14 protein-coding genes are annotated in these 21,892 nt (G+C 43.2%); 9 read left to right on the top strand and 5 right to left on the bottom strand.

Annotated elements, in window-relative coordinates; genetic code table 11:
* Positions 1-185 precede the first annotated feature (185 nt).
* On the bottom strand, positions 186-404 hold the full coding sequence (locus H6G03_RS32090) for a hypothetical protein (protein ID WP_190474058.1): 219 nt from the start codon (positions 402-404) through the stop codon (positions 186-188).
* Between the two features lie 698 nt (positions 405-1,102).
* On the opposite strand from H6G03_RS32090, the gene H6G03_RS32085 reads away from it, so the two are divergent.
* From H6G03_RS32085 to H6G03_RS32075, 3 genes are all read left to right on the top strand, one after another.
* The gene (locus H6G03_RS32085; protein ID WP_190474057.1) at positions 1,103-1,312 is read left to right on the top strand and encodes a hypothetical protein; all 210 of its coding nucleotides are present in this window, start codon (positions 1,103-1,105) and stop codon (positions 1,310-1,312) included.
* 321 nt (positions 1,313-1,633) lie between these two features.
* Positions 1,634-2,011, top strand: coding sequence for a hypothetical protein (locus H6G03_RS32080; RefSeq protein ID WP_206756656.1), 378 nt, complete (start codon positions 1,634-1,636; stop codon positions 2,009-2,011).
* 109 nt (positions 2,012-2,120) lie between these two features.
* Positions 2,121-2,528 (top strand): AbrB family transcriptional regulator, encoded by a 408-nt coding sequence (locus H6G03_RS32075; protein WP_190474055.1) that lies wholly within the window; start codon positions 2,121-2,123, stop codon positions 2,526-2,528.
* A gap of 223 nt (positions 2,529-2,751) precedes the next feature.
* Here the strand turns inward: H6G03_RS32075 and H6G03_RS37590 are convergent, their stop codons facing one another.
* Together H6G03_RS37590 and H6G03_RS32070 are read right to left on the bottom strand one after the other, a co-directional pair.
* Positions 2,752-2,898, bottom strand: a complete 147-nt coding sequence (locus H6G03_RS37590) for a hypothetical protein (RefSeq protein WP_191057061.1) — start codon at positions 2,896-2,898, stop codon at positions 2,752-2,754.
* Positions 2,870-5,419, bottom strand: a complete 2,550-nt coding sequence (locus tag H6G03_RS32070) for a GAF domain-containing protein (protein ID WP_190474054.1) — start codon at positions 5,417-5,419, stop codon at positions 2,870-2,872. The genes H6G03_RS37590 and H6G03_RS32070 overlap by 29 nt, the downstream gene beginning before the upstream one ends.
* 446 nt (positions 5,420-5,865) lie before the next feature.
* Here H6G03_RS32070 and H6G03_RS32065 point away from each other — a divergent pair, with 446 nt between their 5' ends.
* The 3 genes from H6G03_RS32065 to H6G03_RS32055 all read left to right on the top strand — a co-directional run bounded on the left by H6G03_RS32065 (position 5,866) and on the right by H6G03_RS32055 (position 11,899).
* A complete protein-coding gene (locus H6G03_RS32065) occupies positions 5,866-7,242 on the top strand; it encodes an AAA-like domain-containing protein (protein WP_190474053.1) in 1,377 nt (458 codons plus the stop codon).
* 16 nt (positions 7,243-7,258) lie between these two features.
* Positions 7,259-8,143, top strand: a complete 885-nt coding sequence (locus H6G03_RS32060; RefSeq protein ID WP_190474051.1) for a hypothetical protein — start codon at positions 7,259-7,261, stop codon at positions 8,141-8,143.
* Positions 8,144-8,368: 225 nt separating this feature from the next.
* Positions 8,369-11,899 carry a GAF domain-containing protein gene (locus H6G03_RS32055; RefSeq protein ID WP_190474048.1) on the top strand — a complete coding sequence of 1,177 codons (3,531 nt, stop codon included), beginning with the start codon at positions 8,369-8,371 and terminating at the stop codon, positions 11,897-11,899.
* Positions 11,900-11,959: 60 nt separating this feature from the next.
* On the opposite strand, the gene H6G03_RS32050 is transcribed toward H6G03_RS32055, so the two are convergent.
* Positions 11,960-16,483 (bottom strand): UvrD-helicase domain-containing protein, encoded by a 4,524-nt coding sequence (locus tag H6G03_RS32050; RefSeq protein WP_190474045.1) that lies wholly within the window; start codon positions 16,481-16,483, stop codon positions 11,960-11,962.
* A 430-nt stretch (positions 16,484-16,913) separates the two neighbouring features.
* Positions 16,914-17,978, bottom strand: coding sequence for a DUF3616 domain-containing protein (locus H6G03_RS32045; protein WP_190474043.1), 1,065 nt, complete (start codon positions 17,976-17,978; stop codon positions 16,914-16,916).
* A 363-nt stretch (positions 17,979-18,341) separates the two neighbouring features.
* Between H6G03_RS32045 and H6G03_RS32040 the strand changes: the two genes are divergently transcribed.
* The 3 genes from H6G03_RS32040 (at position 18,342) to iscB (ending at position 21,873) form a co-directional block, all read left to right on the top strand.
* The gene (locus H6G03_RS32040; protein WP_190474041.1) at positions 18,342-18,548 is read left to right on the top strand and encodes a hypothetical protein; all 207 of its coding nucleotides are present in this window, start codon (positions 18,342-18,344) and stop codon (positions 18,546-18,548) included.
* On the top strand, positions 18,526-20,874 hold the full coding sequence (locus H6G03_RS32035) for a serine/threonine-protein kinase (protein WP_190474038.1): 2,349 nt from the start codon (positions 18,526-18,528) through the stop codon (positions 20,872-20,874). Before H6G03_RS32040 ends, H6G03_RS32035 begins: the two co-directional genes overlap by 23 nt.
* A gap of 294 nt (positions 20,875-21,168) precedes the next feature.
* A complete protein-coding gene (iscB, locus tag H6G03_RS32030; RefSeq protein WP_190474036.1) occupies positions 21,169-21,873 on the top strand; it encodes an RNA-guided endonuclease IscB in 705 nt (234 codons plus the stop codon).
* Positions 21,874-21,892 lie beyond the last annotated feature (19 nt).

Below are 21,892 nucleotides of genomic sequence, written 5' to 3'. Positions count from 1 at the left end.
TAGGGACTAGAGAAGAGCGGGGGAGCGGGGGATGGGGGGAGTGGGGAAGTGGGGGAAGTATTATGTACATTTTCTACTTTTATGGGGTATTCTGCGGTCGCGTTGCTCTCCCGCTCTCCCTATTCCCTAACCCATATGTCGAGTTGCCCGTATTGTGCGATCGCACTCGACTGTCTTAAGGGTTTCTAATTACCAGATTGTTCGACGATTCTCTTGAGCAGAAGATATGCTCGTTCTGGTGTCAGGGGTTCGGATTCGTTTTCGTTAGGGATATAGAATTGGCTGCTGTCTGGAAAGTAATGCACGACAAAACTACGAATTAGCCCTAACTGCATAGCTTTTTTGCCAAGTTCTACGGCTGTTTCTGATAAAGTGTATTCGTCATGAAACTGATATTTTCTCATCTCTTTCGTTCTCCCAAGCATCAGGTGTATGTTGCCCGCAGTCCCCAACCAAGTCTTACACAGACTTGATGCTGTTTATACCCCGTTAAGGTTTGAGGGTAGGATGAGATGAGTTTTTTTAGCTCGGTTTGGATTGGGCAGGTTATAGCTGCTCCGACAAGTGAGCTTAGCCGCAGAGCTCTTGCGATCGCTTTTGCCACGCCATCATCTACCTTTCGCCCTTTTTGGAGTTATCGAGGTTTGGATTCAGCTGTCCTTACTATGTAAGTTAACTTTTGTTATTTCCGGAAACTTCTACCGCAGGAACAAGCTTATTTTCTACCGCAAGAACGAGTTTATTATTAAGTATGCTTGTAAGATTGAACACAATTGTTACTTCTCATACCAAAACGTGCGCCCAGGAGTGCTTGTTAATCTTTGTTACCCGCACCGGTTAAATGTGGTGCGCTCGTGACACGAGGAACCGAAAAGGGTATTATTTGTTTTATCAAATCCAATTCCACATCCGTTGCGGACAGTACGCGGGTAAAGATTCCCATAACTGACAGCGAGTAAGGAAAGGACTTAGCACACATATAGTCTGCTTATGGGTTAGCTAAAAATATTGCTAACCCACGAGCTGGTAATTATGATGCTTTTTGGATTAGTAGCTAGCGAGCGGAATAATCGAGGCATCAATTGCAAAAAGGGCCAACAATATGCAACAAGAGCGCACTCCCCACGACCTCACTCCTAAAGATGTTGCACCGCACATCTATAAGTGGAGCCGTGAGGAATTAGAACAAATGCAGGCGATGATCGCAGGGCAACTACAGGCAATCAGAGAAACAAATCGATCGGAGACTCAAAGGTGGCAAAGCATGGGAGAAGCTACCAATCGAGGGCCGGTAGAATGGAACCCTTTTTAAAGGAGAATGAAGTGTCAGAGAATGCGATCGCAAAAAATGCCATGAGTCTACTCTAATGTGTAGTATTGTTTCCGGTTGCATCTAGCTCGCCAGCTGCTTGCGGTAAAGCTTGCCCTAAGACTGCAAATAAACTAGCACCCCAAAAACCCCTGTTTGCTATGCAAACAGTGGGGAGGATTTAGCCAATCTGCCAACTCTAGATTAAATCCTCTCTAAGTAAAATAAATATCCTTTTTTACGGTTCCCGTTCCCTGTTGGGGAAATTTTAACGAGAATCGGAATTTCCATTTGAGAAGAAAGAGCGTATCGGAATGTTTCGCAGTGATACCAAGTTGCATTCCTAGCCAATACTCTTTTCCCTCTGCTGGTAGATCTCCTCTGCGCTTGTGCTGCCCCCATCCATTATGGCGTGAAGGCAACTCGGCGTTACTTGTGAAGTGGGAGAGGATTCCTCAACAAGAACATAGGAAAGTCGCCGCACGAGCTACGATTACCTATGCGAAAAAGAGCGCTCGCCACTGGGATCGGCGAGTTCAACAGCAGCCCAATTCCACTTATTCTCCCCTCACCATCCGTGCGATCGCCACTCATCCTCAACAAGCTACAAAAAAATTCTCTGGCTTCCCTCGCCGTCATTACACTGTTAAATGCCTAAGCGCTTGGCCAAGATTACTTAGAGAGCGGTCTTGGCGAAAATGATAAGTTTTAACAACAGAGAAAAGAATTCACCGCAGTAGTTGATGTTTAATGAACAATGGTATATGGTTCAATAATGCAAAAGAAGTGAAATTTAGTCAGAGGCAATTTTATGGCTGAAACTGCAACAGCGCCATTATCAGGGAAAGCTCTACTTCAAAAAGTCAAAGAACTTTCCCATCTATCGCGCCGGGAAACCGCTAAGGCTTGTGGCTACTACACCACGACCAAAAGTAACCAAGTCCGCGTCAATCTGACAGACTTTTACGATGCTGTACTGGCAGCTAAAGGCATTGCTTTAGAGCCAGAAAGTGAGAAAGATGGTCGCGGTCGCGAAGCGACTTACCGGGTGAGCGTACATAAGAACGGTCAAATTGTGATCGGATCTGCTTACACCCAGGCAATGGGATTAAAGCCAGGTGATGAGTTTGAAATTCGGCTCGGATACAAGCACATTCGTTTGATTCAACTTGACCGAGATGCGGATACTGAAGGAGGAGAAGAAGAAGAAGAAGCTTAATTGTAGTTGAGCGTAGAGACTGAGGACGAGGTGGCGCGGTAAAAGCGTCGGGCGTCGGGAAGTTATGAGTTATTAATTCTAGGACTTACGTTCCACATCGCGTTTCTTTAAGACATAAGTCTGGAAACAGGGTTTATTTGCGTAAGCCCTACGATCCCAAATCCGGGTTTGTTACCCCCTTTAATTTTTGGCCATTTCATTGTAGAGACTTCATGAAAGGTCTCTACAACAGCCGAGCGAGATAAAGGCGGTCATCAAAGCGGATTTGGGATGAATAATCAGCTTTTTCCCAATTGCCCAATTCCCAACTGAGAATAGGCGATTCGCTCAAACCAGCTCGCCTATTTTTCGGTAAGCGTTTCGATACCATCCCAGTCATCTGGTAGGGTGGTATTCATCCAGCTGCGACAACGCTGCTGATGCAACAGAGCTGCTTTATCGTGACTGTCGATCGCTAGCACTGCATCAAACTTTTGCAATGCCAGATCGAAGTTGCGCTGGAGATATAACTCGCGACCTTGTTCGTAAAGTTCGATCGTTTGCTGTTTCTTGGCTGGAATTGGATCGGAACGCAACCCAACGAGCTCGTATATCGATACCGGTTGAGTTCTTCCCTTCACCCGCACGATATCGAGTTCGCGCACCCAAATGCGATTTGCACAGGGAGTATAGGTACTGCCGCTAATCACAAGATCGCAGCCGTACAATTTTGAGGTGCCTTCCAAACGGGAACCCAAATTAACATCATCGCCAATAACGGTAAACTCCATTCGTCGTTGGTGACCGATATTACCGCTGATAGCAGCGCCAGAATGGATGCCAACGCCAATGCGAATGGATTGCTGATTGGCAGCTTGACGACGAGCGTTGAATTCTGCCAGATTCGATCGCATTTCCAAAGCTGTTTGCACTGCTCTCCAAGCATGATCCCGTAGGGGTACTGGGGAACCGAACACGCCCATAATCGCATCGCCGATGTACTTATCCAGGGTGCCTTTATGCTTGAATATGGATTCCACCATTGCCGAGAAATACTCGTTAAGCATACTCACGACTTCTTCGGCTTCCATGTTTTCCACTAAGTTGGTGTAGCCGCGAATATCGGAGAATAAGATGGATACTTCTTTGCGATCGCCTCCCAACTTAGCATCCCCACTTTGTAGCAATTGTTCGGCTAACTCTTGAGTCATGTAGCGGTACATCGTACTCTTGAGTCGCTTCTCGTCGCTGATATCATCCATCACCACTAAAGCGCCGTAAACATTGGAAGCATCGCTAGCATCGGCGATCGAATTAATCGATAAATGCACGCTGCGGGACTCCAGATCGGTAGATAACAAAGTCCGATCTGGATAATACTGGTGTCGCGCTTTGCGATCGCGTCCCTTTAAAGCTGCCCCAAACCAGCTGCTAAAGTCACCTTCTTTGATCCGAATTACCTCGCAGATGGATTTCCCTTCTAAAGATTCTCCATTGTTAAAACCCAGCAATTTCTTGGCGCTGGGATTAGCGGCGATAATTTCCCCGGCTGCATTGGTGGAGATTACCCCATTTGTCAGACTGCGGAGAATATCTCGCTGCATCTGTTCTTGTTGCTGAATCTTGGCATACTGTTGCTGGATCGTCTCGTACTGTTGCTTGACTTTTTCAAACAACTTAGCGTTTTGGATGGCGACACCAGCTTGAATGTTGAACGCCTCCATAAATTCTTCGTCGCTGCGATTAAAACTCGCCTTCCAGAACTCCGGTGCATGGGGCCAATCCTCTGGGTTGTAGGGAGGAAAATCGCCTTGTTTGCGTTTGTTGACCAGTTGAGTGACGCCAATTAACTCGCCGTCGGCGTTAAAAATTGGCATACACAATAAGCTGCAAGTGCGATAACCGTTGATCTGGTCAACTTGTTGAGAAACTTCGGAATCGGGGTCTTTATATAAGTCAAAAGGAATATTCAGAGGTTTACCGGATTTGGCAACTTTACCGACATACCCTTTGCCAATTGGGACTCGCAGTTCTCTAAAAGAAGCATCTGGCTGTTGAATATTCGCCCACAGATCTTTGTGATCGGGATCTAATAGCCAGAGGGTGCTGCGATCGGCATTCATCAGTTTTTGCGCTGCGTCCATCACCCGCTTGAGGGTTGAATCTAAATCCAAGCTACTGGAAGCAAGCGATCGCGTCGCTTCTAAAAGTGCTTCGGCTGCACGCTGTCTCTGCGTCGCCGCATAAAAAGAACGGGAACTTTCCAAAATTAGCCGAATTAACGGGGAAAATTCCTCAAACAAAACTTCGTCATCCCAGGTAAAGCCTTGCCGATCGATTCTTTCCCGCAAGGATTCTCCGAAGGCGTAATTCTTTTTTAATTTATTCACTAGCTGGACAACTGCCACCAAATCTCCCTCATCGTTCAAGAGGGGCAGCGTTAGCATGGTGTAGGTGCGGTAATGATGTTTTTTGTCTAACTCTTTAGCTGCGGTCGCCCGTGGGTCTTGATAAAAGTCGAAGGGAATGTTGATCGCTTTTTTCAACTTGGCAGCTTCTCCGGCAATCCCTTGTCCGACTGGTATGCGAATTTCTAGAGAACCATTGCCTTCATCATCTTTGGCGATCAAAGACCACAGTTCGTTCGACGCTTCATCCAACAGATAGATGGTGGTGCGATCGGCACGCAAAAGTTCGCCTGTTTTTAAGGCGATCGCCGTTACCATTTCAGTTAAAACACCGTTAAAGTTCTGGCTGTCAAAGTTTAACATTGACAGCGTTCTGTGGACGGTTTTAAACTGTTTTTCTACTTCCTTTAGCTCTTTCTTAAAGTTTTCTTTGTTGAGAGGGGCAATCAATTCATAAAATGTTGACTTTCTGGTGGCTAATGCCGTGGCTGTTGAATTTCTCATTTTTGAATGATACCTTTTACTCAGAGCCGACAGGGAATCTGTTTGACCGCAGACTAGCAATTTATTGGCAATTTGAGATTTGATTTTAATGCTAAAATCTCAACTATATCGGTTGTAATTATTTACTAAAAATTGTTTTGTCTGTGGTTTCATTTATTAACTATATTATATTAACAGGATCTTTATGTTAAAAATACTCAGGAGTTTAACTCATAAAATTCAATGATTTTTTCATTAGCTAATTGGTGAGTAATTAGATTTTTTCAGAAAATTCAGAAAATTCATGTTATCCTAGAAGATCGGTCAAGAATTCGTTAAAGACGGTAAGAAACCGGGTTTCTGCGATCGGCAAACCTTTTGATTCTGTTGCTCTCAGCCCAAGAAACTCGGTTTCTCCCATTGCTTGACGACTTTCTAGTTAGTAAATACTTATACTTGGGTGCGTAATGGATCGGGTCGAGGTATTAAAACTTGTAGAACTTGCAGATAATTCGATCGCCCAAAAAACAGGAGAACCTTTAAGTGATGTGCAAAAAAATATACTTCGGCAGGCTTTGCTAGGTGAGAAACTAAAGGATATCCAAGTGGCTGGTTATAGCAGTAACACTATACAGCGAGAAATAGCTCCCAAGTTATGGAAGCTGCTATCAGATGTTACCGAGAAAAAAGTCAGCATTAAAACCGTGCGGTTAGTTTTGGAGGAATTAAGGGGGAACAGAGCGGTAGGAGGCAGAGGGACAGAGGGGCAGAAGGGCAGAGGGGCAGAGCAGAATTACCAATTACCAATCATCAATTCCCATCTTGAGTTACCGGGAGGTTCGCTGGATCTGGCTTCGGAATTTTATATCGATCGCCCGCCGATCGAAGAACGCGCTTATGAAGAAATTGCCAAACCGGGAAGCTTAATTCGCATCAAAGCTCCCAAGCAAATGGGAAAAACATCTCTGATGACGAGGTTGCTGCAACAAGCAGAAAGACTTGGTTATCGTTCGGTAGCTTTAGATTTTGAGTTGGCAGATCGGGAAGTTTTCTGGGATTTAAATCAATTTTTGCAATGGTTTTGTGCTACGGTAACGGATGACTTAGAGCTACCGATTCAGCTAGATAGCCGCTGGAGCGAGTTTTTAGGCAGTAAAAAAAATTGCACTAATTACTTTGAAAAATATCTATTAGCCGAAATTGCTACTCCCTTAGTTTTGGGCTTGGATGCAGTCGATCGCATTTTTCCCCAAGAGAAAGTGGCTGATGATTTTTTCGGTTTGCTGCGGGCTTGGCACGAAAAATCCAAGCAAAGCGATATTTGGAAAAACTTTCGGCTGGTAATTGTCCACGGTACAGAAGTTTATATTCCCCTGAGTAAAGATTTGTCTCCGTTTAATGTAGGGCTACCGATCGAGTTACCGGAGTTTAACTCTGCACAGGTACAGGATTTGGCGCGACGACATGGGTTGGATTTAACAGAAACTCAGGTTAAGCAACTGATGGCAATGGTGGGCGGACATCCTCATTTAGTGCGAGTGGCTTTATATAAGATGGCGCGGGAAAATATGAGTTTGGATGGCATACTGAAAGAAGCGCCCACCGATACGGGAATTTATGGGGAACATTTGCGATCGCACTTGTGGCACTTGGAACGAAATCCAGAGTTTGCAGAATGTTTTAAACAGGTGGTTGCTACTAATAAACCCCTACAGATAAAGTCGGCGATCGCATATAAATTAAATAGTATCGGATTACTGCATCTGCAAGGCAATCAGGTGACGATCCGCAACGATTTGTACAGGCAATATTTTCGCGATCGTTTTCTCGATAGTCAAAAGTAGCAGAGAAACTGACGCCATGACACTGATTCGCACGTCCGCGCCCGGTTATCGCACGCAATCGCTGGATACTTCTATAGAAGCCGAACAGGTACAGTTTGGACTGTGGCGCACGCTTCCGTTTTGGAAAAAAGCTGAGCTAATTAGCGGTTGGACTAAGGGTTGTTGGGAAATGTGTCTTTTAGCGATTCGGTATCGCTATCCAAATGCTGACCCGGCTTTTATTCGACGGGAATTTACGATCCGAACGCTGGGAGAGGACTTTCAATCGATCGAGAGTATTCTATCTGTTTATCCATTTTTATGGGAGCAACCACTAATGCTAACCGACCCAATTTCTTTAGCGCTTGTTGTAGCTGACATTTTAAACAATCTAGAAATTCCCTACCTTGTAGGTGGGTCGGTAGCTAGTTCCCTTTTGGGCGAACCGCGAAGCACCCAAGATATTGACTTGGTAGCAGATTTGCGTCCTGAAAAGGTTGAAAGCCTAATCCAGGCGGTGCAACCGAGGTTTTCTGTATCAGAAACTGCTGTACGAGAGGCGATTCGCTCGCAAGAGTCCTTTAACCTAATTGACAACGAATCTCTTGGAAAAATTGATATTTTTATTCTCAAAGATCAACCATTTAATCAAGCAGAATTCCAGCGTCGCCAAGCTAGAGTTATCCGACAAGACCCTGACCGAGTAATAGTTTTACCGACATCCGAAGACATCATATTGCAGAAACTCATCTGGTATCGAATGGGGAGATTTAAATCGGAAAAGCAATGGCGCGACATTTTGGGAGTAATGAAGTTGCAAGGCGAACAGCTAGACAAAGTTTATCTCAACCAATGGGCGGAGACGCTACAATTAACGGAACTACTTGCACAAGCTTTACAGTCAGCAGGTCTGTCGGATTAAAATTGCGATCGGCTACTAACACACAAGGCAATATTTTCGCGATCGTTTTGTTGGTACTTAGCAATGGAATACTCGCTCCTAAAAATGGCTCTGACTTGGGAAAATCATGACCTCAGAGTTCCCAGCCTACAAGAACTGATTAGATCCTTGGACTTCATCAATATTCGGTAATATGAATTGTTGAATGGGTATTTAAGCTGGAATGCCGTTATAGTAAATTAGCCTATGAATTACGAATACAAAGTTGGTGGAAGTTTACCCCCGGATGCGCCTACATACGTTTGGCGACAGGCAGATTACGAGCTGTTTGACCATTTGAGAAAAGGCACATTTTGTTATGTGCTAAATTCCCGACAAATGGGTAAGTCTAGTTTGCTCGTGCAGACAATGAGAAGGCTAAAAAATGGGGGAATTGCCTGTGCTGCGATCGATTTGACAGAGATTATCAGTCCGGATATCACCAGAAGCGAGTTTTTTGGCAGTATCACCGATACATTAGTAGATAGTTTTAATCTGACAGAGCAAATCGGTAGCTTTGATGCTTGGTGGGGGAAGCATGGCAGACTTTCGCCCATCAAGCGATTGAGTAAGTTTATCAAAGAGGTCTTGCTAACTAATCCGTCGCTGTTTGGGAAAAATATTGTCATTTTTATCGATGAAATTGATAGCGTACTCAGATTACCATTTTCGGCAAATGATTTTTTCAGTTTAATTCGGGCTTGCCATAACAATCGAGCGGAACAACCAGAATACGATCGCTTGACTTTTGCCATATTAGGAGTGGCATCGCCTTCCGATTTAATCAGAGAGAGAAATAACAGTACTCCTTTCAATTTTGGCGAAGCGATCGAACTCAATGGCTTTCAGTTACCAGAAGCAGAACCGCTGACAGAAGGATTGAAATTTAAATCGGAAAATCCGTATAAATTGCTAGAAGCTGTGTTGAGTTGGACGGGGGGACAGCCTTTTTTAACTCAGAAGTTGTGTAAATTAATCATTGATTCTGATGATACTATTCCCGATGGCGGTGAGGTGGAATGGGTGGAAAGATTGGTGCGATCGAGCATTATCGAAAATTGGGAAAGCCAAGACGAACCAGAACATTTGCGAACGATACGCGATCGCATTCTTCGGGATGATAAGCGCTGTATTAAGCTGCTGCAATTATATCAGCAAATTCTACAATCTCGTGTTAGCAAGGCAGAGCCTTGGTCAAATCGTTACCAGGTTCAACCTGGGAACGAGGGGATCGTCGCCGATGACAGCGCCGAACAAATGGAACTGCAACTGTCAGGTTTAGTAGGTAAACATCAAGGCAAATTAAAAGTACGCAATCGCATTTATGAGTCCGTATTTAATCAAAATTGGGTTGACAAAGCATTAAACCCAACACAGCCAGAAGTTGACCCCCGCGACGCGGAATTTATCAAAACCCTGGCAGAATTAGAAAGAAAACTTTTAGTATCTCAGCTCGGTCAAATAGCTGAAGGTAAAGGTTCCGATCGAGACCTCTATGAGGTGCTGCGCCATATCACTTTGCAAATCGGAGATTTACTGGGTGCAGACCGCGCCACTATCTATTTACTAAATGAAGAAAAAACCGAACTTTGGTCGCTTGTGGCTGAAAATGAAGGAGATGAATTCCTCGATATTCAGCTACAAGTAGGAGAAGGCGTGGCTGGCAAAGTAGCCGAAACAAAGAGATTTATTAATATTCGGGCCAACCTTTACCAAGACCCGCGTTCCGTTCTCGTCAAAGAGTTCGATAAAAAATATGGATATCACACCTACAATTTATTAGCTATTCCAATATTAAACGACAGCAAAGAAGTTGTTTCTATTATCCAGTTACTTAACAAATTGAAGCAACCCGATAACCTCAATGAGGATTTGTCCCAGAAAATTGATAAAAATGGTTTTACAAAAGTAGACCGAGAAAGATTGAATTTTTTTGTTCCTTCTATTCAAAGGATTTTGGAAAGTTGTCGTTCTTCATATAAAGCTACTAAGAAACTAAGAGCAACCGCCGCGCTTGCAGAAGCTACCCGATCGCTCGATAAAAGCAATTTGGATACTAAAGAAATACTCCGACGGGTGATGGATGCGGCAAAGAAACTGATGAATGCCGATCGCAGTACGTTATGGTTGGTGGATAGCGATCGCGGTGACTTGTGGACGGAACTTCCCCATTTAGGGGAACTGCGATGCAAAATTGGCGTTGGTTTTGCAGGTCAAGTCGCTCAATCCCGCGAACCGATCATTATTCCCTTTGATTTGTACGACCATCCTAATGCTTCTAATGCTAAAAAAACCGATAAAGAAACGGGATATCGCACTTGTAGTTTGTTATGTATGCCAGTTTTAAATCCTGAAGGCGAATTGTTGGGTGTAACTCAATTACTCAATAAACGGAAATCAGGAGATTTTCCAGAATATAACCCAGCCGATTGGCCGAAAGCACCCGAACAATTCAAGGCTAGCTTTGACGAGAACGATCGCCACTGTATGCAGGTTTTCAACGAACGCGCTGGCGTGATTCTTCAGTACGCTAAAACCCACGAAACGCTTAAACAAATCGCCCAAAGTAAATCCAAAGAAGTTGTGCATAATACTTTAGTGATGCTCAGCAATGCTGTAGGCAACCAGGATGATGAATCTTGGTACAATGCACTCTATAATATGCTGAATCTTCTTACTCAATCGATAGCTAAATTAGTGGATGCCGAACAAGTAAATATTTTCTTATTCAATGCAGACAACAACACACTTTGGTCGGTTATTTTGGAAGATGGAGGAGGTATGCCCACAGAAATTACTCTTCTTGCTGAGGAAGGGATAGCAGGACAAATTATCGCTTGCCAATCAAGAAAACCCATGCAATTAAATGTAAAATGGTGGAATGATTTACATAATTATAAGCATATTTGTAATACTTATGTTATTCCCCTGTGGAACGAAGGGGGAGATTTTGTTGCCATTGTCGAATTAACCAAAAAATTAATATATCCCCACTTAGCTAGTAATGATTTATTAGGCAATCCACAATCCCAAATCCAAAATCCAAAATCGGCTGACCCCAATGGCTTCACGGAATCGGATTTCGATCGGCTCTCGCAACGCACTAGCTCAATGTTACCGATCTTGGAAGGTTTCCAATCTTTTTATCGAGAAATCAAAACAATTCAAAAGCAACGAGCGCTCAAAGCATTGTGGTCAGCAATTAGTTCAGTTAGCCAAAGCAGTTGCAATTCCAAAGAAATACTCCAGCGCGTTATGTCGGAAGCAAAAAAACTCACCAATGCCGATCGCAGTACCCTTTGGTTAGTCGATCGCAACACAGGTGAATTATGGACAGAACTACCAGAACTAGGGGAACTGCGATGTAAAATAGGCGTTGGTTTTGTCGGACAAGTCGCTCAATCTTGCCAGCCATTAATTATACCATTTGACTTGTACGATCGACCCAGCGCCGAAAATGCGAAAAAAACCGATCGAGAAACAGGTTATCGCACTTGTAGCTTATTATGTATGCCAGTTTTGGGTTTTGATGGTGAATTGCTTGGTGTCACCCAATTACTCAACAAACGCAAAAGCGGTGATTTTCCAGAGTATAACTCTGCGGAATGGCCCAAAGTTCCCGATTATTTTAAAGCTAGTTTTAATGAAACAGATCTGCGCTATATGGAAATATTCAACAATCAAATTGGTGTAGTTCTCCAAAGCGCACGATCGCAGACTCTTATGGGCTATTTGTAGGGTCTAGACTTTAGACTATGGCACAGCGGCACGACTGTCTAAAGTCTAGTTAAAATGAGATCAGCTTGATATTTTCGGTAATTCAAAGCCAATAATCGGTTTGCCTTCACTCGTTTTTAGCCGAATAATGCAATTATTTGCATAGGCTTGAATTTCACATTGAATATTCCATTCTTTAATTTCCCAAACTTTTACTGTAGAACTAATATCTTGTAACTGTTCTACTGACACATCCTCACTAGAGACCTTCTTTGGACTACAAGAAACGTGATCTTCAGTATCTACTCGTGTAAGGGAAACCCTCTGCTTTTGCATTTTTATCTCCACCTTTAACTTTAAATCTTTAACAACCAGTTCTAGTTCTCCTTTCACGGAGAAATATGTTGATAGTTTTTCTGGTTCAGGCGATTCTCCCGTTAGAGCGATCGCGTTCGGTGCTATTGTCTCTGGTTGATATGGTTCTGAAAAGTTCTCTTTTTGACAAGTAGGAATATTCAGTTCTGCGATCGCACCCAGTTCTGGGTAATCTGTCTCAGGATCATTAGATATACCAAATTTGTTTGCCAACTGGTCAGCTTCCTTTCTAAGCCGATCGGCTTTTATCTTGTCTTGCGCTGTCTCAGGAAGATCGGCAAGACGATATTTACATTTGATCCAACGCCGTTGAGCAAACAGTATGTCTTCGTCTGATGGAGCAAGATACTTCTTTGTAAAGCTATCATTTTTAAACAATTGGTCATAGTATTTAAGAGCAGAAGTTAGCTTGAAAGCCCTTTCAAAAGCCGCTCCTACTTCCTTGATTTCAATAATACTATGAACTGATTGCATAATCGCTTGTTTTTCTGTTGTATGGTCGTCTACGATTAAGTACGATTCCAAAAAATTTGAAATTATTTGGTTATAATCGCGCTTTTCAGCAGCCTCAGCAGCCAAACGCTCCGATCTAGCAAGCACACGCACAGCCGCTGCAATGGTAACATATTGTTCTATTTTTACTTTTTCTAACTGTTCATATAGTGATTCATACTGCTGTTTTTGGACACCCTTTAAATTTTTTAAATCTAATTTACGCTCGCAAGCAAACCTAACAATATTAGACCAATCGCTATTTTTTTCTAGACATTGGAAAAAAGCAACAATAATAGCTCCAAATGCTTCATTAATCAACTCGCTTTTAGTTTCTTTGATAAGGTCAGTGACTTTACCAATGTCATTGCAGGCAGGAAGTAGAGAACGAATTGCCGCAAGATCGCCAATTTTTCCAGCACATTCAAGAATCAGGTTGACTGGTGTTTCAGAAATAGGGCGATCGGCACTTCGCCAAGCGTCTATTACAGCCTTGTAATCTTGCAGTTGATGATAATATTTAATATTTTGGGGATAGGGTTCTATTTTAGCCCACGATCGAGTAACCCAGATTGGCTGCTGTGGCTTTTTCTGAGTACGAGAATATTCCGCCCAGTATGTGACAGTTTTTTGAAATTCCCCAACTGAATAATACAGCTTAGCAATATTTGAATGATCTTTCGGAGAAAAATTTAGGCGATTTAAAGTTGTGATTACACCTTCAACTAACGGTCTCCAGCTTGAACGAGCATCTTCGCTGCTCGGTTCAATAGCCTGCTCAACTTTAGTAATAAGTTCCTCAAAAAACCACTGCCATGCACTAATTTCCCTGGAACCCTCAGATACTAGGGATTGAACATTTTCTAACGCAGTCAGTAGAGGGTCAACTCGTTGAACGGTATTTTGATTCTGTGTAATTACACTTGATGCTATGTAGCGTGGGTCGTTGGCAATTTCAGGAAAGCTTTCAAACAAGTTGGTAATTGCAGGTGCATCTTTTCCAGACCAATAGCACCGACAAGCATCGTTGGCTCGCCCTAGCTCTTTAAATAAATTACCTGCCTTTGCAAAATCTTCGCTAAATTCATAGGCTGCTGCTTGACAAAGGTTGGCTTTCTCAGGACGGTTAGCACGATGATAGTTCGATCTAGCAAGATTTAGCAGATACTCATCTCGTTGGCTACGGCCTTGAGCCTCATAATCCTCAGCTAATCTCAAGGGATCATCACGATCGTCTGACCAACTACTGTCGTCACCTTTTATTATGCCACCTATGTTTTCAAGACTCCACTGTTCATTACTATTGATATTTTGATATAAGGTAAGCAGTTCACGTTGTTTTTGGATGTCTGTAAATTTCCAGAACTCATTTAGTGCTTGATCGGAATCTACGATAAACAAACGTTTGCGAGCGCGGCTTACTGCAACATAAAATTGGTTAAGGAAATACTCCCATTCTAAACGTTTGTCAATCTCAGGAGGTTCACGATTCGGGTCATTAATATGTTGCAGCAATTCCGGCACTCGTTTTATTACTTCTTCACCAAATTTATATAGCAATACACGCTTATACTCTAATCCTTTAGCTCTTGCTGGACTTAAAATATTTCTGAAAACCTGCTCATTCTCTAAAGCAAAACTAGAAAGAAAATTATCGCCTTTGACATATTCCTGTTCGCCGTTCTCTTGACAAGGAATAATGATAACCAGTTCCTCTTGTTCTCGAATAGCATTCTGACAACTTGCATCATTGGCGCGGAAGCATACAGGACTGATGGTTTCTTGTCCCGTCCAGCTTTGCTGTGGACGTAGCCCTTTAATACGTAGCAGCCTCCCTCGTAAAAGCTGAATTAAGTTTGCCAGCTTGACAATTTGTTCTGATGAGCGGTAATTGAAGGACAGTTCTTGAAAATTAAATTTTAGTTTGGCAGAACCGCTGCTATCGAGTTGCTGAACAATATTCTTGTGAAAGCTCGCTTGCGCTGCATTCCAGTTGAATCCAGTGGGGTTCAACGTTTGAAAAGGATCGCCAGCAAAGGCAAACGGAACATCCTTAGCACGATGGCTAGGTAATTTGCGGTCAGAATAAAGAGATAAACGCTCAATCAACTCAAGTTCAATGCTAGTGAAATCCTGAGCCTCGTCACAGAACACTGCTGGATAGCGCGATAGTTCATTCGTTGAATGCTCCAAAACTTTATGAGCAAGGTCTTGGTCATCCCACCAGCCTTCTTCTTCGCAACGTGGTTTATACCATTTCTCCCAAACATTGTGGTAAATTAATTTAAATGTTTTATCGGAGATAGATTTTGCATCACGATCCAATTCAAATTCATAAAACTCCGGATCGATTTCCGCACCAGACTCGTTTTGCATACCTTTGATAAATGTTCGTATTGCGTGCCATGCAAGCTCTGAACTAATCTTACGCACTTTGGACTCAGGGTGTGATTTTCGCTTAATATCCCATTCTTTGCGGAACCGCTCAAAGTTAATATAGTTGGCAGGCACAAAATTCTCCTTCAATTGAACAGGAAGTTGTTCAAGCAAAAATTTATGAAAATCACGGAAACTTTGCTGTAATATATGTTCCAGTTTCTGATTGTCTTGTAGGTTATATCCATCCTCAATATGTTTTGCACCACATTTTAAAATATTTTCTACACATGAGCGAGCTTGCTTCAGAAGAGGAGTACTATAGGTTAGGTATAACGGTGGATTCGGTAATGAATTGCTATCACTGATTTTGAGGTACTGAGTTAAATGCTCACTAAATAGATACTGGAGGATCGTTGATTTACCGCTACCTGGTCGTCCATTGATAAATAATGGATATTTCAAACTTCCAGAACCAGAATTTGATATTAGTTCCAGAATACTCTCTTCTTCGGGTGACAAGGCCAAATTAGCCTCAGCACTTTTCTGAACTTGCATCCAGGTATCGTCAAAATATGTAATGAGCGAAGGGTAGGCACGGCGACTCCGACGGACAATTTTTTCAAGTTCTACTTGTGAATTACCTAAAATATCTTTATACTTTTCTCGTAACTCTTCTTGATCGTTATTGTTATTTGCGTTTAGGGGAGATATTAATAATATTCTCCTGTGTTCTGGAAAATACCGATATAGAATTTTAATTTTAGAATTCTTGGAGTCTTCGACCAAATCTCCCTCGGATGTCCATTCTCCGTCTGCAATCTTAGAAATTAAACTATTAAAGATTAAGTCGTAATAGCGTAAAAGATAATCTTTGATATCCTCCTGAGATATACGCTCAACCCAGTCATAACTTTCTAAAAATACAACGTCATCAGTCAAATGATGGCTTGATGTCGATTGAAGATACTGAAGCTCAATATGCGACAGATCTTGTTTGGGAGTAATTGGTTGCTGTTTTCTTTGCTCAATAATTTCCTTTACTTCAGATTCAGAAATCTTGTTTTTATTCCCAAATTTTTCTGGATCTTCACAAAAAAGTTCATATTCTCGATCCCCTCGCACAAAATATCGGGATAGACACAGCAGGATGATATCTTCTTCATTCAGAGGATACTCTTCAATAACAATACGACCTTTTGCCACTGCTTTTTTCCAATATGGTTTCGGAAATGGATCGAGTCCTCTTGTACTTTGATCTTTTTCTAGCTTTTCAGCAAACTTTTTAATATCTTCGATGACCCCATGATTAGTAGCATCATCGCTACACTGCTTTGTGAGATAAACATAAAAAACCGTCATTGAAATTACTCCTTAGTACAACTCTTGAATTGAGCTATATTATTTTTTATTAAAAAGATATTGCTCTTCTGGCTGCTTTTGGCAAGTTTTTGTTAGTCAAGGCTTGGTTCAGCAGGTTTTTGGCCAAATCCTTGATAATTCAGAGGCTGATTAGGAATCAATCTCAATAATTCGACTAAAAGAGCAGCACAAGACAGATTATACCTTATACCTTTTGTTACCACAACTGTCACTCTGCTACCATACTGGAGTTTAGACATCGCACCACAGGTGGGATGTCTAAACTCCAGTATGGTAGCAATTCCCAATAATTTAAACTTCAGCGATAATAAAATATCTTAGGTATGTAGTTGCGCTGTCTTCGCTCCGGATAAGGGCGCTAAAGCGCAACTACGTACCTAATTTAACTATGGCTATTCAACCGGGACTTTTAAAGCTGAAAGATATCAGCTAAAACGCCGTCATCTCCCTGAAGTCTTGTTTTCTTAGCTGGCGAATCGTAAACCACAAGCAGCGATTTTGGCTTTTCAGGGTTAGAAATAAACGCTATTCCCTCAGCATGATCTTCGCGATCGCCAAAAGGAATATCTAAAATTGCTTTCGGTTTTGACAGCACATCGTCAGATACATTTACGCCATTTTGCCAGCGGTAAAGCTTCACCGGGCCATCTATATCCATTGTTGGCCCCGCTAAAATCAACAAATCTTCGCCATCGACACGCAAGTCGCGAATTCCTAACCCAGAAAGGTCAAGAAAATGTTTTTTGTATAGCTTTCCATCTACTTTTTTTAGTTTCAAAGTATTGGGAGCGCTTTCTTCTACCTGGATTTCCAGGACGATCGCCCAACCGCGCAGCACTGGGCCACGCAAACCGAGAAAAATTTTCTCCTTATAAACAGCTAATCCTTCAATATCAAACCCGTTCTCTTTGCCCGGAATATTCGCTTTTAAAAACGGAGCTATATGAGGATCTTCTAACAACGCATCGGTGAGTAAATTGCCGCTTTTGGTTGTTTCTAATGTAGCAGCCCTCAATTCTCTATCCGGATTTTCTGGGTGGCGACAAGACTTTTGTAATTCTTCGGCAAGTACAGGAATTCGTGCCAATAAAAAGCGGTTTTTCTCAGGTTCGATCTTTTCTAATCTGCGGATATTTTCCAGATCGGATTTATCGGACTTGGCTCTTTTGCGTTTGAGGCTGTGAGAACCTACTAACCAAAGGTAGTTTTCCGCATAATCGATGCCTTCAATATCAACTTCGGTTTCTGTATCGATCGGTAAAGTGATAAAATCTGCTAACTTAAAGCGTTCGTGGTTCTCAAATGTCTTGCCATTAGTAGAAAACAAACGTTCGAGACTTGACGTTTCATCGGAACCTAACCACAAATGATTTCCAGGGGTGAAGACAATAGCAGACAGTTGTTTGCGGGAATTTTCCACGTCATGCTGGAATCGCAATAAAACTTGTTCGATCGCAGAATTTTTGTCTTGCATATCTAAGAAGCCGAGTGAGTTGAATATTTTCTATCCTGCGTTAGCTATCTTCGTAACGCACTATCTCCCTGGAATAAGGTAAAACGTGACGATAAAAAACTATTAAACTAATAACCAACTAGCAGACTGAAGTGCAGTACTGTTGACTGTTGACCGCTGACTGTTAGCAGTGAACGGCGAACAGTGAACAGTAGAGTATACAGTTATAACTGCGATACCCACTCTAGCAAATCGGCGGTCTGCTGGGATCTCACTAAAGAATTAGCCCACGAAATGCCTGGGTCGGCAACGGCAGGAACCCCTATTCCAGCAGATGTTTATTCACGCTATGTTGTATAATGCCCTATAACCCAAGACTTTAAGTTGAGTCCAAAACTTAAAGTTTGTTATGAATATGGTTTATTTCAATACGACATTACCAGTAGCACTAAACGTCGATTCCGTAATGCTTCTACGCTCAATGAGGCACAAATCAAAGCAGACGCCAAATCGCTAGGCATAAACAACGTAGGGCTAGAAGTGCAATGTGGGTTTAAAGGTTTTGAGAATGCAAAAAAACTATTGCAGTAAAGGACACGAGAACGCTGCCACTAATATGTACTGTCAGCAGTGCGGCGAGAAGCTGAATCAACCTGCCGGTAAGGGTATTTATCCAGGTGTGGTGCTGGGCGATCGCTATAGCATTGTACGCGAAATCGGACACGGCGGTTTCGGACGCACCTATCTAGCTGAAGACCTTAACCGCTTCCGAGAACATTGCGTTCTCAAAGAATTTGCGCCCCAAGTTCGCGGTACTTACGCACTGCAAAAAGCATCAGAATTGTTTGAGAGAGAAGCAGGCGTCCTCTACAAACTGCAACATCCCCAAATTCCTCGCTTTCGCGAACTGTTCCGCACCAAGGTGGATGAGGAAGGACACCTGTTTTTGGTGCAAGATTACGTAGAAGGGCAAAGTTATCGTGCTTTATTAGATACTCGCAAACGTCAGGGACTGCGATTTTCTGAGGTAGAAGTTACCCAGCTGATGCTGCAAATTCTGCCCGTGTTGGAATATATTCACGCCATGAATGTAATTCACCGCGATATCTCCCCAGATAACCTGATGTTGCGGAGTTCGGACTTGCTGCCGGTACTGATTGACTTTGGCGGCGTTAAGCAAGTGGCAGCAAATGCAGAATCTGAATTTACTCAAGCTGCCCCCGGCGCTGTTCCTTCTTTTGCGACTCGTTTGGGTAAAATTGGATACGCACCAAACGAACAAATGCAAGTGGGAACAGTTTATCCTCACAGCGATTTGTACGCTTTGGCAGCAACGGTGTTGGTGTTGCTGACGGGTAAGGAACCGCAACAGCTAATCGATATGCACGCGATGACTTGGAATTGGCGGCGGGAAATTTCCCTCAGTCAGAATTTCGGTGCGGTGTTAGATAAAATGTTGTCTTATCGACCGGGCGATCGCTACCAATCTCCCCGCGATGTATTGCAAGTCCTCAGTCCCCCAACACCTGCAACTCAGCCTGTGGCGGGCGGGACGCCCACCCCACAAGCTACCCCACAAGCCACCCCACAAGCTACCCCACAAGCCACCCCACAAACAGAACAAGCTACTTTGGCAGTCTCGCCCCCCAAACCTGCCCCCGCCCCACCAGTCAATCCAGTTCCCAGTCAAAGTACGGGCAATTCACCTAATTTTTTCGGCAAAATAGTGCTAATCGGCGTTCTCGTGGCGATCGCCGGTAGTATCGGTTGGGTAGTAGGTGGCAAAATATTACCGAAAATAGGCCAAAAACCTTCAGATAAACCGATTGTTTCGCCGACAAAAGATCCCGAACCTCCGCCACCGCCAAAATTTTCGCAAGCAGAACGCGATCGCAAAGAAGCTTTGCGTCAGCGTCGCCTCAATTTGGGTATTAATTACAACTTTTACGTTAATTTTGTCAATCAGATATTTTGGCAAAAAAATCCCAAGTTGCGGGGAACTACCCTCAGCGACGATCCCAAAGACGAACAGTTGCGGGCGCAGTGGGATAGCATAGGTGATGAATTACTCCGCAACTTGCAACAAGCTAACTTGAGTGCAGAAGCGCGTCAGCAACTGGGAAGTTTCGATAAAAACGATCGCGATCGCTGGATAGGAGAAGTGAATAAATTGTACCTCAGCAGTCGCGCTCTCTTTACTTTAACTGATGCCAAGTATTCATCTTTTGCATCTGATTACTCTGCCAAAAAACTGAACCTCAGTTTTGAGGAGTTTCTCAACCAACCGACAGGTCAAATTTGGCACGCGATCGCATTCGATAAAGTCAACGCTTTGAAGAACAACAACGCTTTAGAAAAAATTGTCTTTCCTCCCGGCGCTATTGGTACAGAAGTCAAAGGTACTCTCCCACCAGGCGAAGGCAAAGCTTACATCGCCGGACTTGATGCAGGTCAACTCATGAACTTAAATCTGCAAGCCGATCCACAAATTCTATTATCAGTTTATCCCCCTAGCAGCAAACAAAAACCACTTCTGGAAAATCCTACCAAGCGAAGCTGGTCAGGAACATTATCTTCAAAAGGTTTTTACGAATTTGTAGTTGTTTCCAAAGCATCAACACCAATTAATTATCAACTCAAATTAACAGCTGAGTATCCCCCACCACCTCCCACACCCACCCAGACTGCTTCTCCCTCACCCACACCTAGCGCCGCGCCTAGCGAAACTGCTTCTCCCTCACCGAGTCCAACTCAAATCGATACTCCTTCTCCTTCCGCAAGTCCAAGTGAAACCGAGACCCCTCCTTCCCCAAGTCCAAATGAAACCGAGACCCCTCCTTCCCCAAGTCCAAATGAAACCGAGACCCCTCCTTCCCCAAGTCCAATCCCAACCGAGACTCCTTCTAACGGTATTTAATAAACAGATGATGATGTGACAATATAGAAAAGCGTTTATTGCGATCGTTGCCACTCAACGACTCACCGCTAAGTTCTAACGAACTATAGCGGGAGCTTGCAAAAGCTCTAGTTGACCAGACTCAGTTCTACGGAACTACGTTACTTGGATTATGAAACCTACGAATGCGTGCCAGTTCGTAGCTCTTTCGTACAGCTTTAAACAGGTGTAGCGAGTTAAGCCAGTGAGTTGTACCTAAAAAGTTCAAGTAACCTTGTCGAGGCAAACTTTACCAGTAATGAGAGACTCAAAGTAATGCGAGTATTTGTTCTAGATAAAAACCGCAAGCCTCTTGACCCCTGCCATCAGGCGCGGGCGAGAAAATTATTGAACAAAGGGAGGGCTAAGGTATTTAAGCGCTATCTATTTAGCATTGTTTTGCAAGATAGAACAGTAGAATGTTCCACTGTTCATCCTCACCGAATCAAAATCGATCCAGGTTCTAAAGTGACTGGTATTGCTGTTGTTCAAGAAGAGACAGGGCGAGTAACAAATGCTTTGGAAATCACCCATCGAGGACAACAGATTAAAGATGCGCTTGAATCAAGGCGGTCTTTAAGAAGAGGTCGTCGTAACCGTAAAACCCGTTACCGCAAGCCTCGTTTCTTAAACAGAACTCGCAAACAGAGATGGCTACCACCATCTCTTGAGAATCGCATCGCCAACACTTTAATTGTTAAAGCCAAGGGACACGGGACTCGTCAACGTTGTCGTCCCGATAAATACGGATTCCCCAAAGCTCATGCTCCAAAGCGTCAGTTTTTCCAAGGATTTCAAACTGGCGACATTGTTAAGGCTGATATTTTGTCGGGGAAGTATACAGGGAAATATACAGGTCGCATTGCTATCCGTTTTAGACCAAGCTTTGTTCTTCAGCTACCCACTCAAAAGTTTGATGTACACCCCAAATACTTGAAAACCATTCATAAGGCTGACGGCTATGAATATCAACAACCCTGAAAACAAGGATTCGCTCACG

It is taken from the genome of Aerosakkonema funiforme FACHB-1375, from assembly GCF_014696265.1.
In the GTDB taxonomy this organism is placed as follows: Bacteria; Cyanobacteriota; Cyanobacteriia; order Cyanobacteriales; family Aerosakkonemataceae; genus Aerosakkonema; species Aerosakkonema funiforme_A.
The sequence above is the reverse complement of the archived record's forward strand: the minus strand, read 5'-3'. Positions and strand labels throughout refer to the sequence as shown.

Excerpts from the sequence above, each read along its gene's own strand:
- H6G03_RS32060 (WP_190474051.1), top strand. The coding sequence starts at position 7,259 with ATGACACTGATTCGCACGTCCGCGCCCGGTTATCGCACGCAATCGCTG.
- H6G03_RS32045 (WP_190474043.1), bottom strand. The coding sequence starts at position 17,978 with ATGCAAGACAAAAATTCTGCGATCGAACAAGTTTTATTGCGATTCCAG.
- H6G03_RS32065 (WP_190474053.1), top strand. The coding sequence starts at position 5,866 with ATGGATCGGGTCGAGGTATTAAAACTTGTAGAACTTGCAGATAATTCG.
- H6G03_RS32055 (WP_190474048.1), top strand. The coding sequence starts at position 8,369 with ATGAATTACGAATACAAAGTTGGTGGAAGTTTACCCCCGGATGCGCCT.
- H6G03_RS37590 (WP_191057061.1), bottom strand. The coding sequence starts at position 2,898 with ATGGTATCGAAACGCTTACCGAAAAATAGGCGAGCTGGTTTGAGCGAA.
- iscB (WP_190474036.1), top strand. The coding sequence starts at position 21,169 with ATGCGAGTATTTGTTCTAGATAAAAACCGCAAGCCTCTTGACCCCTGC.
- H6G03_RS32075 (WP_190474055.1), top strand. The coding sequence starts at position 2,121 with ATGGCTGAAACTGCAACAGCGCCATTATCAGGGAAAGCTCTACTTCAA.
- H6G03_RS32050 (WP_190474045.1), bottom strand. The coding sequence starts at position 16,483 with ATGACGGTTTTTTATGTTTATCTCACAAAGCAGTGTAGCGATGATGCT.
- H6G03_RS32070 (WP_190474054.1), bottom strand. The coding sequence starts at position 5,419 with ATGAGAAATTCAACAGCCACGGCATTAGCCACCAGAAAGTCAACATTT.
- H6G03_RS32090 (WP_190474058.1), bottom strand. The coding sequence starts at position 404 with ATGAGAAAATATCAGTTTCATGACGAATACACTTTATCAGAAACAGCC.
- H6G03_RS32035 (WP_190474038.1), top strand. The coding sequence starts at position 18,526 with ATGCAAAAAAACTATTGCAGTAAAGGACACGAGAACGCTGCCACTAAT.
- H6G03_RS32085 (WP_190474057.1), top strand. The coding sequence starts at position 1,103 with ATGCAACAAGAGCGCACTCCCCACGACCTCACTCCTAAAGATGTTGCA.